General features: G+C 61.5%; 16 protein-coding genes and 1 pseudogene. 8 read left to right on the top strand and 9 right to left on the bottom strand.

What is annotated here, in order from left to right; all coding sequences use genetic code 11:
• The first annotated feature begins 183 nt into the window (after window positions 1-183).
• Window positions 184-1866 (top strand): 30S ribosomal protein S1, encoded by a 1683-nt coding sequence (gene rpsA, locus BAY1663_RS00915; RefSeq protein ID WP_037037140.1) that lies wholly within the window; start codon window positions 184-186, stop codon window positions 1864-1866.
• A 144-nt stretch (window positions 1867-2010) separates the two neighbouring features.
• On the opposite strand, the gene BAY1663_RS00920 is transcribed toward rpsA, so the two are convergent.
• Window positions 2011-2454: a MarR family winged helix-turn-helix transcriptional regulator gene (locus BAY1663_RS00920; protein WP_037037142.1), complete on the bottom strand. Its 444-nt coding sequence runs from the start codon at window positions 2452-2454 to the stop codon at window positions 2011-2013.
• Between the two features lie 80 nt (window positions 2455-2534).
• Here BAY1663_RS00920 and BAY1663_RS00925 point away from each other — a divergent pair, with 80 nt between their 5' ends.
• Both BAY1663_RS00925 and BAY1663_RS00930 read left to right on the top strand, forming a co-directional pair.
• Entirely contained in the window at window positions 2535-3701 is a 1167-nt protein-coding gene (locus BAY1663_RS00925; RefSeq protein WP_037037144.1) for a PLP-dependent aminotransferase family protein, read from the top strand.
• A 44-nt stretch (window positions 3702-3745) separates the two neighbouring features.
• Window positions 3746-4348: a glutathione S-transferase family protein gene (locus tag BAY1663_RS00930; RefSeq protein WP_037037146.1), complete on the top strand. Its 603-nt coding sequence runs from the start codon at window positions 3746-3748 to the stop codon at window positions 4346-4348.
• Between the two features lie 32 nt (window positions 4349-4380).
• Here the strand turns inward: BAY1663_RS00930 and folE are convergent, their stop codons facing one another.
• The 4 genes from folE to BAY1663_RS00950 form a co-directional block, all read right to left on the bottom strand.
• Window positions 4381-4926: a GTP cyclohydrolase I FolE gene (gene folE / locus BAY1663_RS00935; protein WP_037037148.1), complete on the bottom strand. Its 546-nt coding sequence runs from the start codon at window positions 4924-4926 to the stop codon at window positions 4381-4383.
• A gap of 105 nt (window positions 4927-5031) precedes the next feature.
• On the bottom strand, window positions 5032-5589 hold the full coding sequence (locus tag BAY1663_RS00940; protein ID WP_037037150.1) for a Smr/MutS family protein: 558 nt from the start codon (window positions 5587-5589) through the stop codon (window positions 5032-5034).
• Between the two features lie 70 nt (window positions 5590-5659).
• Window positions 5660-5977 (bottom strand): hypothetical protein, encoded by a 318-nt coding sequence (locus BAY1663_RS00945; protein ID WP_037037152.1) that lies wholly within the window; start codon window positions 5975-5977, stop codon window positions 5660-5662.
• 79 nt (window positions 5978-6056) lie between these two features.
• The gene (locus BAY1663_RS00950; protein WP_037037154.1) at window positions 6057-6656 is read right to left on the bottom strand and encodes a cysteine hydrolase family protein; all 600 of its coding nucleotides are present in this window, start codon (window positions 6654-6656) and stop codon (window positions 6057-6059) included.
• Window positions 6657-6977: 321 nt separating this feature from the next.
• Between BAY1663_RS00950 and prmB the strand changes: the two genes are divergently transcribed.
• The 5 genes and pseudogenes from prmB to rluB all read left to right on the top strand — a co-directional run bounded on the left by prmB (window position 6978) and on the right by rluB (window position 12256).
• Window positions 6978-7901: a 50S ribosomal protein L3 N(5)-glutamine methyltransferase gene (prmB, locus tag BAY1663_RS00955; RefSeq protein WP_037037155.1), complete on the top strand. Its 924-nt coding sequence runs from the start codon at window positions 6978-6980 to the stop codon at window positions 7899-7901.
• A gap of 293 nt (window positions 7902-8194) precedes the next feature.
• A complete protein-coding gene (gene zwf / locus BAY1663_RS00960; RefSeq protein ID WP_037037157.1) occupies window positions 8195-9664 on the top strand; it encodes a glucose-6-phosphate dehydrogenase in 1470 nt (489 codons plus the stop codon).
• Window positions 9651-10363: pseudogene (gene pgl, locus BAY1663_RS00965) on the top strand (6-phosphogluconolactonase). The gene zwf and the pseudogene pgl overlap by 14 nt, the downstream one beginning before the upstream one ends.
• A 17-nt stretch (window positions 10364-10380) precedes the next feature.
• Window positions 10381-11025, top strand: a complete 645-nt coding sequence (locus BAY1663_RS00970; protein WP_037037159.1) for a bifunctional 4-hydroxy-2-oxoglutarate aldolase/2-dehydro-3-deoxy-phosphogluconate aldolase — start codon at window positions 10381-10383, stop codon at window positions 11023-11025.
• A 100-nt stretch (window positions 11026-11125) separates the two neighbouring features.
• On the top strand, window positions 11126-12256 hold the full coding sequence (rluB, locus tag BAY1663_RS00975; protein WP_037037161.1) for a 23S rRNA pseudouridine(2605) synthase RluB: 1131 nt from the start codon (window positions 11126-11128) through the stop codon (window positions 12254-12256).
• A 54-nt stretch (window positions 12257-12310) separates the two neighbouring features.
• Here the strand turns inward: rluB and BAY1663_RS00980 are convergent, their stop codons facing one another.
• The 4 genes from BAY1663_RS00980 to BAY1663_RS00995 form a co-directional block, all read right to left on the bottom strand.
• Window positions 12311-13051: a YciK family oxidoreductase gene (locus BAY1663_RS00980; protein WP_037037162.1), complete on the bottom strand. Its 741-nt coding sequence runs from the start codon at window positions 13049-13051 to the stop codon at window positions 12311-12313.
• An 83-nt stretch (window positions 13052-13134) separates the two neighbouring features.
• Entirely contained in the window at window positions 13135-13806 is a 672-nt protein-coding gene (gene mupP, locus BAY1663_RS00985) for an N-acetylmuramic acid 6-phosphate phosphatase MupP (protein ID WP_037037164.1), read from the bottom strand.
• On the bottom strand, window positions 13806-14504 hold the full coding sequence (ubiG, locus tag BAY1663_RS00990) for a bifunctional 2-polyprenyl-6-hydroxyphenol methylase/3-demethylubiquinol 3-O-methyltransferase UbiG (RefSeq protein WP_037037166.1): 699 nt from the start codon (window positions 14502-14504) through the stop codon (window positions 13806-13808). Before ubiG ends, mupP begins: the two co-directional genes overlap by 1 nt.
• A gap of 151 nt (window positions 14505-14655) precedes the next feature.
• Entirely contained in the window at window positions 14656-15993 is a 1338-nt protein-coding gene (locus tag BAY1663_RS00995; protein ID WP_128576011.1) for a TRZ/ATZ family hydrolase, read from the bottom strand.
• Window positions 15994-16138 lie beyond the last annotated feature (145 nt).

Consider the following 16138-nt stretch of genomic DNA (forward strand, 5'->3'; position numbering starts at 1 on the left):
GAAAGGCGGCCAGACAGCCTGGATGAGAAGCAGGGCCGACGCACTGCTTGCATCGGGCTGTTAACAAGGAGGCATGTGGGAGACCAGATCCAGTCCCACAGGCCTTTTTTTATATGAATGAACCCACATTGTCTGGAATGTGGAGATTGGGCGGATTTCCGTCCGAAAACAGCAGGAATCAACATGAGCGAAAGCTTCGCAGAACTTTTTGAAGAAAGCCTGAAATCCCTCGACATGCAGCCGGGCGCCATCATCACCGGTATCGTGGTCGACATCGACGGTGACTGGGTCACCGTACATGCCGGTCTGAAGTCCGAGGGCGTCATCCCGGTCGAGCAGTTCTACAACGAGCAGGGCGAGCTGACCATCAGTGTGGGTGACGAGGTCCACGTTGCTCTGGACGCGGTTGAAGATGGCTTCGGTGAAACCAAGCTGTCCCGTGAAAAGGCCAAGCGCGCGGAATCCTGGATTGTTCTGGAAGCGGCTTTCGCTGCAGAAGAAGTGGTCAAGGGTGTCATCAACGGCAAGGTCAAGGGTGGCTTCACCGTCGACGTCAACGGCATCCGTGCGTTCCTGCCGGGCTCCCTGGTCGATGTCCGCCCCGTGCGCGACACCACTCACCTGGAAGGCAAGGAACTCGAGTTCAAGGTCATCAAGCTGGACCAGAAGCGCAACAACGTTGTCGTTTCCCGTCGTAGCGTCCTGGAAGCCGAGAACAGCGCCGAGCGCGAAGCCCTGCTGGAATCCCTGCAGGAAGGCCAGCAGGTCAAGGGTATCGTCAAGAACCTCACCGACTACGGCGCGTTCGTCGACCTGGGCGGCGTGGACGGCCTGCTGCACATCACCGACATGGCCTGGAAGCGCATCAAGCATCCGTCGGAAATCGTCAACGTCGGCGACGAGATCGACGTCAAGGTGCTGAAGTTCGACCGCGAGCGCAACCGCGTCTCCCTGGGTCTGAAGCAGCTGGGCGAAGACCCATGGGTTGCCATCAAGGCCCGTTACCCGGAAAACACCCGCGTCATGGCCCGCGTCACCAACCTCACCGACTACGGCTGCTTCGCCGAGCTGGAAGAGGGCGTTGAAGGCCTGGTGCACGTTTCCGAAATGGACTGGACCAACAAGAACATCCATCCGTCGAAGGTCGTACAGGTCGGCGACGAAGTGGAAGTCATGGTTCTGGACATCGACGAAGAGCGTCGTCGTATCTCCCTGGGCATCAAGCAGTGCAAGTCCAACCCATGGGAAGACTTCTCCAGCCAGTTCAACAAGGGCGACCGCATCTCCGGCACCATCAAGTCGATCACCGATTTCGGTATCTTCATCGGCCTGGACGGCGGCATCGACGGTCTGGTTCACCTGTCCGACATCTCCTGGAACGAGCCGGGTGAAGAAGCCGTTCGCCGCTTCAAGAAAGGCGACGAGCTGGACACCGTCATTCTCTCGGTCGATCCGGAGCGCGAGCGCATCTCCCTGGGCATCAAGCAGCTGGAAGACGATCCGTTCTCCAACTACGCTGCGGTGAACGACAAGGGCAGCATCGTGCGCGGTACCGTCAAGGAAGTTGACGCCAAGGGCGCGATCATCGACCTGGGCAACGATATCGAGGCCACTCTGAAGGCTTCCGAAATCAGCCGCGACCGCGTCGAAGACGCGCGCAACGTGCTGAAGGAAGGCGACGAAGTCGAAGCCAAGATCATCAGCATCGATCGCAAGTCCCGCGTGATCAGCCTCTCCATCAAGTCCAAGGACGTCGAAGACGAGAAGGATGCGATGAAAGAGCTGCGCACCAAGCAGGAAGTTGAAAGCACCGGCCCGACCACCATCGGTGATCTGATCCGTGCACAGATGGAAAACCAGAACTAAGTTCGGGTTCTTCATGAAAAAGGGGCGACTTCGGTCGCCCTTTTTTTTGCCAACCCTGGCGGTCATCTTCGGCGCGTCGCAAGCGACGTTAAAAGCTTCTCCCGGAAGTTTTTGTGCGCGCGGGAAAGACAATCCTGGTTGCGGTCAGCCTCGACTCCTTTCGAGCGCCAGGGCCTGGTTCACTGCCAGCCAGCCTTCGACCGCCTGCTCGTCGGTGTCGTCGAACGCCCGTTGCAATAGCCGCACCTGTTCCCGGCGCAGGGCCTGTTCCAGCTTCGCGCCCTCTGCGGTGAAGCGCAGCATGCGTTTGCGCTTGTCATCCTCGGCGGTGAGGCTTTCCACCAGATGCATTTCGATCAGCTGCCGCAGCGGCGTGTTCAGTGCCTGTTTGGATACGCCGAGGTAGCCCAGCAGCTCCTTGACGCTGAGGTCGGGGTAGCTGGCGATGAAGAACAGGATGCGGTGGTGCACCCGCGACAGTCCGCGGCGTGCCAGCATCTCGTCGGGCTTGGCCGTGAAGGCTCGGTAGCCATGGAAAAAGCTTTCCATTATCCGCCGTTGCACGGCGCTTTTTTTTAGGTCAGGCATATTGACGTATTTGACGTGGTAGGCGTAATTTCGGTCAAGAAGTTTGACTTATTTTGCATCTCTTCGCATCTGGTATGGAAATGGCCTTCTCCGAACGCATCAGCCGCCTCAAAAGTTCCCTCATCCGTGAAATCCTCGCTGCGGCGCAGCGCCCGGAGGTCATGTCCTTCGCCGGCGGGCTGCCGGCCGAACCGATGCTGCCCAAGGTCGACTGGGCCGAGCTGCCCGCGAGCATGGGGCAGTACGGCATGAGTGAAGGCGAGCCTGCCCTGCGCGAGGCTATCGCGGCCGAGGCCCGGGCGCTGGGCATCACCTGTGAGGCGAGCCAGGTGCTGATCGTCAGCGGATCGCAACAGACGTTGGATCTGGTATCGAAATTGTTCATCGACCCGGGCACCGAGGTGCTGGTCGAGGCGCCGACCTACCTGGCCGCGCTGCAGGCGTTCCAGCTGTTCGGCGCTGAATGCCTGGCGGTTGCGCAGGAGGCGGACGGCCCACAGCTGGATGCGCTGCGAGCAACGCTGGAACAGCGCAAGCCGGCTTTCGCCTATCTGATTCCGACCTTCCAGAATCCTTCGGCGGTTCGCTACAGCGAGGCCAAGCGCGACGCCGTGGCCGCGTTGCTGGATGAATTCGACGTGACGTTGCTGGAGGATGAGCCTTACCGCGAACTGGTATTCGATCAGGGCAGCGCGACGCCGATCGTGACGCGCCTGAAGCGGGCCAGCTGGATCTACACCGGCACGGTTTCCAAGACGTTGCTGCCCGGCCTGCGCGTGGGTTATCTGATCGCTTCGCCGGATCTGTTTCCCTATCTGCTGCGGCTGAAGCAGTCGGCCGACCTGCATACCAATCGCATCGGACAATGGCAGGCGCTGCAGTGGCTGGGTAGCCCCCAGTACCGTGCGCATCTGGCGGAGCTGCGCGATTTCTACCGCATTCGTCGCGACGCCATGCAGGCCGCACTGATGGCGCATTTCAGTGATCTGGCGACCTGGGAGACGCCGCAAGGTGGACTGTTCTTCTGGCTGACGCTCAAGCAGCCGCTGGACACGCGCACGCTGCTCAAGCAGGCGCTGGCACAGGACGTCGTGTTCATGCCGGGCGAACCGTTCTTCGTCGATCCGGACGCCAACCCAGGCTATCTGCGGCTGAACTTCAGTCACGTCGCGCCCGAGCGCCTGGGCGAAGGGCTGCGCCGACTGGCTGGCGTCATTCGCGAGGCCATCGCGCTGGAGGCAGCCTAGGATTTCACATCGGCCCGCATGGCGCGGGCGAATCGGAGGGGGTCATGTTGAAAGTCTATGGTGATTACCGGTCGGGTAATTGCTACAAGATCAAGCTGATGCTGCACCTGCTCGACCAGCCGTACGAATGGATTCCGGTCAATATCCTGCGCGGCGAGACGCGCTCGGAAGAGTTCCTGAAGAAGAATCCGAACGGCAAGATCCCGGTGCTGGAGCTCGAGGACGGTTCCTGTCTGTGGGAGTCCAATGCGATCCTGAACTATCTCGCCGAAGGCAGCGAGTTCCTGCCCGGCGACCCGCGACTACGTACCCAGGTGCTGCAGTGGCAGTTCTTCGAGCAGTACAGCCATGAGCCCTACATCGCCGTGGCGCGCTACATCAAGGTTTACCTCGGCATGCCCGAGGAGCGTCGCGAGGAGTACGAGGCCAAGCAGCTCGATGGCTACCATGCTCTGAACGTGATGGAACAGCAGCTGCTGCGGACGCCTTACCTGGTGGGCGATCACTACTCGATTGCCGACGTCGCGCTATATGCCTACACCCATGTGGCCGAGGAGGGGGGCTTCCTGCTCGACGGCTATCCGGCCATTCGCCAGTGGCTGCAGCGCGTCGCCAGCCACCCGCGGCATGTGGGAATGTTCGATTGAAGGATAAAGGGGGCGCCAGGAAGCGCCCCTTTTTATTTGACCAATCCGAGAAACTCGCTACGGGTCGCCGCATTCTCGCGGAACTGGCCAAGCATCACCGAGGTGACCATCGACGAGTTCTGCTTCTCCACGCCCCGCATCATCATGCACATGTGCTGGGCCTCGATGACCACTGCAACGCCGGCGGCGTCGGTGACCTGCTGTACCGCCTCGGCGATCTCGCGGGTCAGGTTCTCCTGAATCTGCAGGCGACGGGCGTACATGTCGACGATCCGGGCGACCTTCGACAGGCCGAGCACCTTGCCGTTGGGGAGATAGGCTACGTGGGCCTTGCCGATGAAGGGCAGTATGTGGTGTTCGCACAGCGAATACAGCTCGATGTTCTTGACCAGCACCATCTCGCTGTTGTCGGAGCTGAACAGCGCACCGTTGGTGACTTCCTCGAGCGTCTGCTGATAGCCCTTGCACAGGTACTGCATGGCTTTGGCGGCGCGTTTGGGCGTGTCGAGCAGACCCTCGCGGGTAACGTCCTCGCCGAGCTGGCCGAGGATCGCAGTGTAGTGTTGTTCCAGGGACATTGAACTACCTGTCAGGGTTCATGGGGCGCGAACGCGAAGGGTAGGTGGAGGCCGCTCCGCTGGCAAGTGCGAAGCACCATGCCGGCGCCGGCGCGCGGGATTCGGTCATTCGTCACGGCCTTCCAGCATGGTGCGCTTGAGCATCACATACAGGGCTCCGGTTCCGCCGTGACGGGGCAGGCAGGAGGTGAAGCCCAGTACCTGTGGATGTTGCCGCAGCCAGGTATTGACGTGGCTCTTGATCAGCGGCCGCTTGCCATCCAGCCTCGCCGCCTTGCCGTGGGTGACGCGAACGCAGCGGATCTCGAGCCTGGTCGCTTCGGCGATGAAGTCCCACAGCTGCTCGCGCGCTTTCTCCACGCTCAATCCATGCAGGTCGAGGCTGCCCTCGAAGGGTATCTGGCCGGCCTTCAGCTTGCGTATCTGGCTATCCTGCACGCCGTCCCGGGCCCAGTAGAGTTCGTCTTCGGCGCCCACGTCGATGACGAACTGGTCGGAAAGGCCGTCGACACGAGTCTGCTCATTTCGACTGGTGGCATTGGCGCGCCGGCTGGCGATCTGTTCACGGTTGCTGCGTGGCTTGCCGGTTTCGGCGCGCTCGTGCTTGATCGGTTTGACGCCGCGTACGGCGGAGTGGAAAAGGGAAAAGTCGTCGTCTTGCATGGGGCCTCCGGACAGGGCATCAGTTTACCCCAGTCATGTTGCCCAGGCGGGGTTCGCGTGGCTCCTCGGCTCAGTCGCGCTTCTTCATCAGGTGCCGTGCCATGCTCAATTCGTTTGGCTGGCGCAATCGGCGCCGGCAGCGGCGCCAGATGAATACGCCAACCAGCAGTATGGCCATGCCCAGCCCCGATGCAACGGCGCCAGCGTCGCTCGTTCCCAGGACGCCAAGCGCCTCGCCGCGGCCTAGTAGGGAAGCCAGGCCCGTGAGGGTCATCAGAGCGCCGAGCATCGCGAGCAGGGCGCCGAAGAGCACACCGAGTCGCAGGGGCCAGCCTCTGGCTCCGCGGGAGCGTAGGCGGCGGGCATCGAAGCCGTCGGATTGCTTCATTCCGGTTACCTCTGATTGTCGTCTGGCTATGACCGGGAGCGCTCCGTCGGGTCCATGCAAGGGTGCGCAGGAGAGGGCATCAGCGCTGGGTCAGTGCCGCAACGTCGGGTACGCAGACGGCGAAATTGTCGGCCAGTATGGTCATTTCCATCCGATGGACCTGTTCGGCGTCGATGCTGCCGTCACCCATGGGCAGGTTGCGGGTCGCACAGGCACTGTCGACCAGTGTGCAGCGGTAGCCGTAATCCTTGGCGGCCCGGACGGTGGTGCTGATGCTCGAATGAGTCATGAATCCGCAGACGATCAGGTCCAGGCGGCCGATCTTCTGCAGCAGTTCATGGAGCTCAGTGCCGGAAAATGCATTCGGCAGTCGTTTGGCGACCACGGCTTCACCCGGCTGCGGCGCAGCTTCCGGCATGATCTGGCCGCGAAAACCCTGGGGGTCGAATAACCCTCCACTGATGCCCAGGTGATGCACGTGCACGACCGGCGCGCCGGCTTCGCGCGCGGCGGCCAGCAAGCGGGTGATTTCCGGCAATGCCCGGTCCAGGGCAGGCAGGGCAAGCACGCCGCTGCGGTACTCTTCCTGCACGTCGATGACCAGCAGGGTGGCGTTCGCCAGCGTTGCCGGGTTATAGCTGCGGCCACTGAGCTGAAGCATGGTCTGTGGCTTGGTCATTATCGACTCCTTGTACTGTGAGGGGGCTGATTGTGGCGCCAGAACGCGACGATGTGAACCGCCCGGCCCCATGATTCGCCGGATGAATCCCTGGTTGCGGATTTCGATACTCGTATCCGCTTGGATGGCCAGTGAAGACAGCAGGTTCTATACCGGGCCGCAAGGGTACTGCGCCCAGCTTTCGGATGCTTCAATCAAATGGGTCATTTACAGATGGCGTCGGGCTTGTTCGCGCTTGGCGACCGACGTATGGAACCGCCGTAGCTCGCGTTTCCATACGCCTGCTAAACTCGCGCGCCCTTTTTCATAGGAGATGCTCCCGTGACCGCTTCGCTCTCCCGTTTGCGTACCCTGCGTGACTATATTCGCTGGGCTGTCAGCCGATTCCAGGCAGAGCAACTCTATTTCGGACACGGCACCGATAACGCCTGGGATGATGCCCGCCAACTGGTGCTCGGCGCGTTGCATCTGCCCTGGGAGATGTCCGATAGCTATCTGGATTGTCGCCTCGAGCTGGATGAGTGTGCCCATCTGCAGGCGCTCTTGCGTCGGCGCATCGAGGAACGTGTGCCGACGGCCTACCTGCTGGGGCAAGCCTGGTTCTGCGGGCTGCCGTTCATCGTGGATGAGCGGGTGCTCATTCCACGCTCGCCGATAGCCGAACTCATCGAGCAGCGCTTCGAGCCATGGCTGAACAAGTCGCCCGCGCGGATTCTCGATCTGTGTACCGGTTCGGGGTGCATAGGCATCGCCTGCGCCTATGAGTTTCTCGATGCCGAGGTGGTGCTGGCGGACCTTTCGTTCGAGGCGTTGGAGGTGGCGAACCGGAATATCGAACTCCATGGCCTCGACGAGCGCGTCTACACGGTGCAGAGCGACGGTTTTCAGGGCTTGCCGAACCAGCGCTTCGATCTGATCGTGTCCAATCCGCCGTATGTGGATGCCGAGGATTTCGCCGACATGCCCGAGGAGTACCACCATGAGCCTGCATTGGGCCTGGCCTGTGGCGATGATGGGTTGGATCTGGTGCGGCGCATGCTCGCCGAGGCTGCGGATCACCTTACGGATGATGGCGTCCTGATCATCGAGGTCGGCAACAGCCAGACCCATGTCCAGGCTTTGTATCCTGAAGTGGATTTCACCTGGCTGGAATTCGCCCGCGGTGGCCATGGGGTATTCCTGCTTGCCGCCAGGCAGTGTCGGGAGCACCAGGCGCTGTTCCGTTCTCGGATGGCGCCCATTTAACCTCGATTCGGCCAAGCAGCGGACAGAGCTTCGTTCGCTGCTTGTTGGCGCTACGCCGATACGGTGTTGCGGGGATTTATCGAAGCATTAACGCACTCGCGCTCTTTTCGATTTTTTTTCATGGTCTCTTGAGCATTTGCCGAGCAATCGTGTCTGTTGGGGTGGCGCCAGTATTTCCTGAGTGATCGCCGCGACGCCGGCATTCATCGATTTGGGCTGTTTGGCTAGCCATCGTCGTGCTTAAGCTGTATTTCTGGCTGCATCGAGATTTTTGTATTTCAAGCGGAAAGACCATGCCAGGCATTACCCTAGAGGCCATCACTTTCTCCCTGTTCGGCGCCTTGGGCGATCTGGCGCTGCGCAAGCTGTTTCCCGCCCTGTATCAACTGGATCGGGCCGGCCTGCTGCATGCCGACACCCGAATACTGGCATTATCCCGCGAGCCGGGTGAGCCGTCGCTCCATAAGGCCCGTATCGAGCAGGCGTTGCACAACCGCATTCCGGCGGGCGAGCTGGACGAGCGGACGCTCCAGCGTTTCGCTGCCCGGCTCGAGTACCTGACGATGGATTTTCGCCAGGGTGAGGGTTACGCGGCGCTTGCCGAGTGCGTGCCGGCGGAGCTGCCGCTGATTGCCTACTTCGCCACACCGGCCTCCGTCTACGGCGATATCTGCCGATTCCTCGCTGCGACCGGGCTTGCCGAGCAGGCGCGAGTGGTGCTGGAAAAACCGATCGGGCATGACCTGGAATCGTCCCGGGTGATCAACGATGCCGTGGCGCAGTACTTCCCTGAGAGCCGTATCTATCGCATCGACCACTATCTTGGCAAAGAGACCGTACAGAACCTCATTGCGCTGCGTTTCGCCAATAGCCTGTTCGAGACGCAGTGGGACCAGCACCACATTTCGCATGTCGAGATCACGGTTGCCGAAACGGTGGGGATCGAGGGGCGCTGGGGGTATTTCGATCAGGCCGGCCAGCTGCGCGACATGGTCCAGAACCATTTGCTGCAACTGCTTTGCCTGATCGCCATGGACCCGCCGAGCAACCTCACGGCGGACAGCATTCGCGACGAAAAGGTCAAGGTGCTCAAGGCGCTGGCGCCGCTTACGCCCGAAAGCATTCACCAGCGTGTGGTCCGGGGCCAGTACGCTGCCGGGAATGTCGCAGGCAAGGCAGTTCCCGGTTATCTCGAAGAAGAGAATTCCAATACCGAAAGCAGTACCGAAACCTTCGTGGCGCTGCGGGCCGATATCTGCAACTGGCGCTGGTCGGGCGTCCCGTTCTATCTGCGCACCGGCAAGCGCATGGCGCAGAAACTGTCGCAGATCGTCATCCATTTCAAGGAGCCGCCGTTCTATATCTTCGCCCCGGAGCAGCGCTCGTTGATCAGCAACCGCCTGATCATTCGCTTGCAGCCGGACGAAGGAATCTCCCTACAGGTGATGACCAAGGAGCAGGGCCTGGACAAGGGGATGCATCTTCGCAGCGGCCCTCTGCAGCTGAATTTCTCCGAGACCTACAAGAGCGCTCGAATCCCGGATGCCTACGAGCGCCTGCTGCTGGAAGTCATGCAGGGCAACCAGAACCTGTTCGTGCGCCGGGACGAGATCGAGTACGCCTGGCAATGGTGCGATCAGTTGATCGACGGCTGGACCCGGCTCGGTGCAGAACTCAAACTTTACCCGGCCGGCTCCTGGGGGCCGGTCGCTTCGATTGCCCTCATCACGCGTGACGGGAGGTCCTGGTATGGCGATCTCTGAACTCGATCTGCCCACTGGCGTTATTGCCCACAGTTCGGCCGATGCGCAGCGACAGGCGGAACTGCTGGCCGACGGGGTGGCCAAGCGCTCGCGTATGCCGTGCAAACCCATGGTGTGGCCAGCCTCGTCGTATCCGGCGGGCGCAGCCCGGTTGCCTTCTTCGAGGCGCTCTCGCGGCGGGAACTTCCATGGTCAAGGGTGCAGATCGGCCTGGCTGATGAGCGTTGGGTGCCGCCAAGCGACCCCGCGAGCAACGAGGGCCTGGTTCGCCGCCATCTATTACGGAACGCCGCGGCCGAGGCGCAGCTGTTCGGGCTTTATCGGTCTGCGGATTCGCTCGAGGACGCGGCGCGGCTTGCCGATCAGGCGTTGCTGGAATTCACCCGTCCCATCGATGTACTCGTGCTGGGCATGGGGAACGATGGACATACGGCTTCGCTGTTTCCTGGCAATGCGAACCTTGCGCATGCGCTGCGGCATGACTGCCCGGAACGCTGCCTGCCGATACACGCGCCGGCTGCCCCCGAGTGCCGGATTACGCTGACCTATCCCTTACTGGCCTCCGCCCGGATGCAGTGCCTGGCGATCCAGGGTACCGACAAGCTCGAAACCATGCGTGCGGCATTGAGTGCTGATGCCCTGCAGATGCCGATTCGCGCGTTCCTGCATTCCCCGCTGGAAATTTACTGGTGCCCATGAGGCCCGAGGATTCTTTCATGACCATGGACCAGAAAAACGCCCTGATCGAAACTCTTTGCGTGCGTGCCCGGATTCTTCCGGTGATCACGATCGGTAGCGAGGAGCAGATCTTGCCGTTGGCCGACGCGCTTGCTGCCGGCGGCCTCGATACATTGGAGATCACCCTGCGTTCGCCTCACGGCATCACCGCCATTCGCCGCCTGCGCGAAGAGCGCCCCGGCTTGTGCGTCGGTGCCGGAACGGTGCTGGACCGTCGCATGATGGACGAGGTGGAGGCTGCCGGTGCACAGTTCATCGTGACGCCCGGTTCCACGCGGGAAATACTCGAGGCCGGCGTGAGCTGCTCCATACCGTTGCTGCCGGGTACCGGTAGTGCATCGGATGTCATGGAGGGCTATGCGCTGGGTTATCGTCGCTTCAAGCTGTTCCCCGCGGAGGTCTGTGGTGGTATCGCCGCCTTGAAGGCATTGAGCGGGCCTTTCGCGGATGTGCGTTTCTGTCCTACCGGCGGCATCAATGCCACGAACGCGGCCCAGTATCTGGCTCTGCCGAACGTGATGTGCGTCGGCGGTACCTGGATGATCGATGCACAAAGCCTGAAGAACGGCGATTGGGCGCGGATACAGCGAAACACCGTCGAGGCGCTTGCCGCGTTGGGTTAGGGAAACGGAGAGTGATTCGCTATCCTTTGGTGCGCGCTATCACCGATACGCGTATGATTCGCGCCCTTTCAATCGGAATGCCACACCGGGAGGTGCCCAGATGACCGAACACGAAGACACGACCGCACACGTTGCCCACGGCGAAAAACTGCAGAAGGTGCTTGCCCGTCTGGGTATGGCCTCGCGCCGCGACGTCGAGAAATGGATCGGCGAGGGGCGGGTGAAGGTCAACGGGGCCGTTGCGAGCCTGGGCCAGCGTGTCGACTCGCATGACGCGATCGCCGTCGATGGTCGTCTGCTCAAACGCGAAGAAGCCAGCGAATCGGTTCGCCGCGTGCTGATCTACAACAAGCCCGACGGCGAGATTTGCACCCGCAACGATCCCGAAGGCCGCCCCACGGTATTCGACCGGCTGCCGCGCCCCAAAGAAGGCCGCTGGATCAACATCGGTCGCCTCGACATCAATACCACCGGCCTGCTGCTGTTCACTACCGATGGCGAGTTGGCCAACCGCCTGATGCATCCCTCCTATGAAATGGACCGCGAATATGCGGTACGTGTCCGCGGCGAGGTCGACGACGAGATGATCGAGCGGCTGAAAACCGGCGTGATGCTCGAAGACGGGCCGGCACGTTTCACTGACATCCAGGAGGCGCCGGGCGGTGAGGGGCTCAACCATTGGTACCACTGCGTGGTGATGGAGGGCCGTAATCGCGAGGTTCGCCGCCTGTGGGAGTCCCAGGGGCTGGTGGTTAGCCGGCTGAAGCGGGTTCGTTTCGGGCCGGTGTTCATGACCTCCGATCTGCCCATGGGCCGCTGGCGCGAGATGTCGCAGGCGGAGGTGGACATCCTCAGTGAGGAAGTCGGTCTCAAGCCGGTGGCGCTCCCGGCAATGAAAGCCAAGGCCAAAGAGAAGATCGACCGCATGCAACGCAAGGTGGCGAAGCCACTCGGTCGTGGCGAGCGGCGGTCGCGAACTCTGCGTCCGGCGAACGAAGCCGATGTACATGGCGCTGCGGAAAAAGCGCACGGCCCTCGTGCCGACCAGGCTGCCCGCAAACCACATGGCGGCGGCAAGGGCAGGGGGACAGCGGTTGCCGAGCGTCCGGGAGATTCGGGTCGCAAGGGCGGCAAGCGCAGTGACGAATCCGGCCATTCCCGGCCTGGCGCTGGCAAGAAGCGGGGCGCGGCAGGCAACGATGGCCGTGGTGAGCGTGCAAAACGTCCCTGATCATCTCGCGGGATGACCTTGGGGCTGGTTCCAGCCCCAAGCGCAGCGGCTCTATTATTGTGCGTTCAGGGCCTGCCCGTTGACGCCAGCGCTGTCCGGACCCATCAGGTACAGATAGACGGGCATGATCTCTGCCGGCAACGGATTGGCCGCAGGGTTTTCCGCGGGGTAGGCCTTGGCGCGCATGTCGGTGCGGGTGGCACCCGGGTTGACGCTGTTGGCGCGGACCGCAGCGGTGTCTTCCACCTCATCGGCGAGCACCTGCATCAAGCCCTCGGTGGCGAACTTCGATACCGCATAGGCACCCCAGTAGGCGCGTCCCTTACGACCGACGCTGCTGGATGTGAAGATCACCGAGGCATCCTTGGAAAGCTTGAGCAGCGGCAGTAACGTGCTGGTCAGCATGAACATCGCGCTGACATTCACCTGCATCACGCGCATGAAATTGTCTCCGGACAATTGCTCCAGCGGCGTGCGGGGGCCGACGATGGCTGCGTTGTGGAGAAGGCCGTCGAGATGTCCGAATTCGCCCTCGACCATGGCGGCCAACTCGTCGTATTGATGCGGCAGCGCGGTCTCCAGGTTGAAGGGGATGACGGCGGGGCGCGGATGTCCTGCCGCCTCGATATCGTCATAGACGCGGTTCAGGTTCTCTTCGTTCTTGCCCAGCAAAAGAACGGTGGCGCCATGTGCGGCATAGGCTTTCGCGGCTGCCTCGCCAATGCCGCGACCGGCGCCGGTAACCATGATGATGCGCCCCTGGAGAAGGTCGGGGCGGGCGGAATACTCGAACATCGTGTGCCTCATCTATCTTATGAACAGTGGCGCCCGGCAGTGCGGCGCGAAAAGGTCGAACTGGTATTCAGAAAGCCGTTGCCTCAGCAACTGCAGAGTGCGCGTTCCAGTACGTTGCGCAGCTCCAGAGGATGGTCCACCACCACGTCGGCGCCCCAGTGATCAGGGTTGTCCTCGGGATGTATGTAGCCATAGCGTACGGCGGCCGTACGGCTTCCCGCGGCGCGGCCGGACTCGATATCCCGCAGGTCATCGCCCACGAACAAGACCGTGCGTGGATCGAGGTCGAGCTGGCGGCACGCCAGCAACATGGGTTCAGGATCGGGCTTGCTCTTGCTGACATGATCGGGGCAGACCAGCACGGCAGACCGTGAAGCCAGGCCCAGCTGCTGCATTATCGGCTCGGCGAAGCGCAGGGGCTTATTGGTGACCACTCCCCAGAGCAGGTTGGCATGCTCGATGTCCTCGAGCAGCTCGGCCATGCCATCGTAAAGATGGCTATATATGGCGCAGTGCTCCTGGTAGCGCTCGAGGAACTCCAGCCGCAGCGCTTCGAATTCAGCCGAAAACGGGTCCGTGTCGAACGCGCTGAGTACCATGGCCCTGGCCCCGCCTGATACGACGTCGCGGATCTGCTGGTCCGGCACGCGAGGAAGCCCCCGGGCAAGGCGCATAGCCTGGGCTACGGCGATGAAGTCGGGAGCGGTATCGAGCAGGGTACCGTCCATGTCGAACAGAACAGCGCGCAGGCGCATCAAGCCTCCTTGATCGTCTGGACCATATAGTTGACGTCCACATTCGCGGAAAGCTTGTACTGCTTGGTCAGCGGATTGTAGGTGACGCCGATGATGTCCTTGACGGCCAGCCCCGTATCGCGGCTCCAGGCGCCCAGTTCGGATGGGCGGATGAATTTCTTGAAATCATGGGTTCCGCGCGGCAGCAGCTGCAGCAGGTACTCCGCTCCGATAATGGCGAACGCGTAAGCCTTCGGGTTGCGGTTGATCGTCGAAAAAAACACCTGTCCACCGGGCTTGACCAGTGCATGACAGGCGCGAATGACCGATGCCGGGTCCGGAACGTGTTCGAGCATCTCGAGGCAGGTGACGACATCGAATTGTCCGGGGCATTCGCTGGCCATGGCTTCGGCGGTGATTTGCCGATAATCGATTTCCAGCCCGGATTCGAGCAGATGCAGGCGCGCAACGGACAAGGGGGCTTCGCCCATGTCGATGCCGGTTACCTGGGCGCCGCGGTGTGCCATCGCTTCGCTGAGAATTCCGCCGCCGCACCCGATGTCGATGACCTTCTTGCCGGCAAGAGAGGCGTGCTCGTCTATCCAGTTCACCCGCAGTGGATTGATTTCGTGCAGGGGCTTGAATTCGCTTTCGCGATCCCACCAGCGGTGTGCAAGGGCTTCGAATTTGGCGATTTCAGCGTGGTCGACGTTACTCATGGTGCGTTCCGTTTGAAAGCTTGAGGGAGAAGCTTGAGCTGCAAACGCTCATGTTGCCAGCTTCCGTCAGACGAAGGGCGCTACAGGTGCCTATCGTTGTATGTCAGTTTGTCGCGGCATTGCCGATGCTCTCGGCGATGGAGGGCGCGCATCAGAGTTTGTCGGTGCTCGCGATCTTCTCGCCCCACTGACGAGCATTGGCGATCAGTCGCTCTTCGTCCATGCGCGTCAGGCAACGGTCATTCAGCAGTTGCTTGCCGCCTACCCAGACGTGGCGGACGCAGTCTCTCCCGGCCGAATAGATCAGTTGTGAAACCGGATCGTATATCGGTTGCTGCGCCAGGCCGGAAAGGTCGAATGCGACGAGGTCGGCGAACTTGCCCAGCTCCAGGGAGCCGGTGTGGTCATCCAGTCCCAGTGCACGTGCCCCATTGAGCGTTGCCATACGAAGCGCGCGGTGGGCATCGAGTGCCGTAGCCGAGCCCGCAACCGCCTTGGCCAGCAAGGCCGCGGTACGTGTTTCGCCCAGCAGATCCAGATCATTGTTGCTTGCCGCGCCATCGGTGCCAATGGCCACGTTGATGCCAGCCTCCCAAAGCCGTTCGACGGGGCAGAAGCCACTGGCGAGCTTGAGATTGGATTCCGGACAATGAATGACGCTGCAATTGTGCTCCGTGAGTAACGCCAGATCCTCGTCGTCGATCTGGGTCATGTGCACTGCCTGGAAGCGGGGGCCAAGCAGTTGCAGGCGGGCGAGTCGGGCCAGGGGGCGCTCTCCGTGCTTGCGCAGCGCTTCCTGGACCTCATGTGCGGTTTCGTGCACATGCATATGGATTCCGGCGTCCATTTCCGCGACCAGGATGCGGATGCTTTCCAGCTTGTCATCTGCTACCGAATATGGGGCATGCGGTCCAAACGCCACGCTGATGCGAGGATGATGCTTCAGGTCATCGAACAGCGCGACGCCTTTGCGTAGCGCTTCATCTGCATCGCGAGCGCCTGGAATCGGAAAGTCCAGTACCGGAATGGCGATCTGCGCGCGAATCCCATGCTTGTGTACCAGCTCGCTGATCACATTCGGGAAGAAGTACATATCGGAAAAGCACGTGATGCCGCTTTTCAGCTGTTCGGCAATGGCCAGCTCGCTGCCGCTGCGGATGAACTGTTCATCGACCCAGCGAGACTCGGCCGGCCATATATGGTCGTGAAGCCAGGTCTGCAGCGGGAGATCATCGGCCAGGCCACGGAAAAGCGTCATCGCGGCATGGCCATGGGCATTGATAAGGCCGGGTGCCAGCAGCATTCCTTGCAGTTCCCGCACTTCCCTGGCGTGATGCTTGAGTGCCTCGGCCCGGGGAGCGATCAGCGCAATCCGGCCATCCCGGATGCCCAGCCCATGTCCCTTGAGCACAACCCCTGCCGGCTCGACCGGAACAAGCCAGGTGGGGAACAGAAGAATATCTAGCGGTGCGAGGCTGTGCTGAGGCATGGGAAAGCCATGAACGGATAGGAAGCACTAGTGTAATAGCTGGCAGGTTCAGTTTGAAGGAAGGTGAAAGCGCTGTCCGTACTTGGGCTATAGATAGAGTAGCGGTGTGCTTGCGATAGCAATTGTCCCGCGTTCGAGCAAATGC

This window comes from Pseudomonas sp. BAY1663 (assembly GCF_000582595.1).
GTDB classification, from domain to species: Bacteria; Pseudomonadota; Gammaproteobacteria; order Pseudomonadales; family Pseudomonadaceae; genus Stutzerimonas; species Stutzerimonas stutzeri_AF.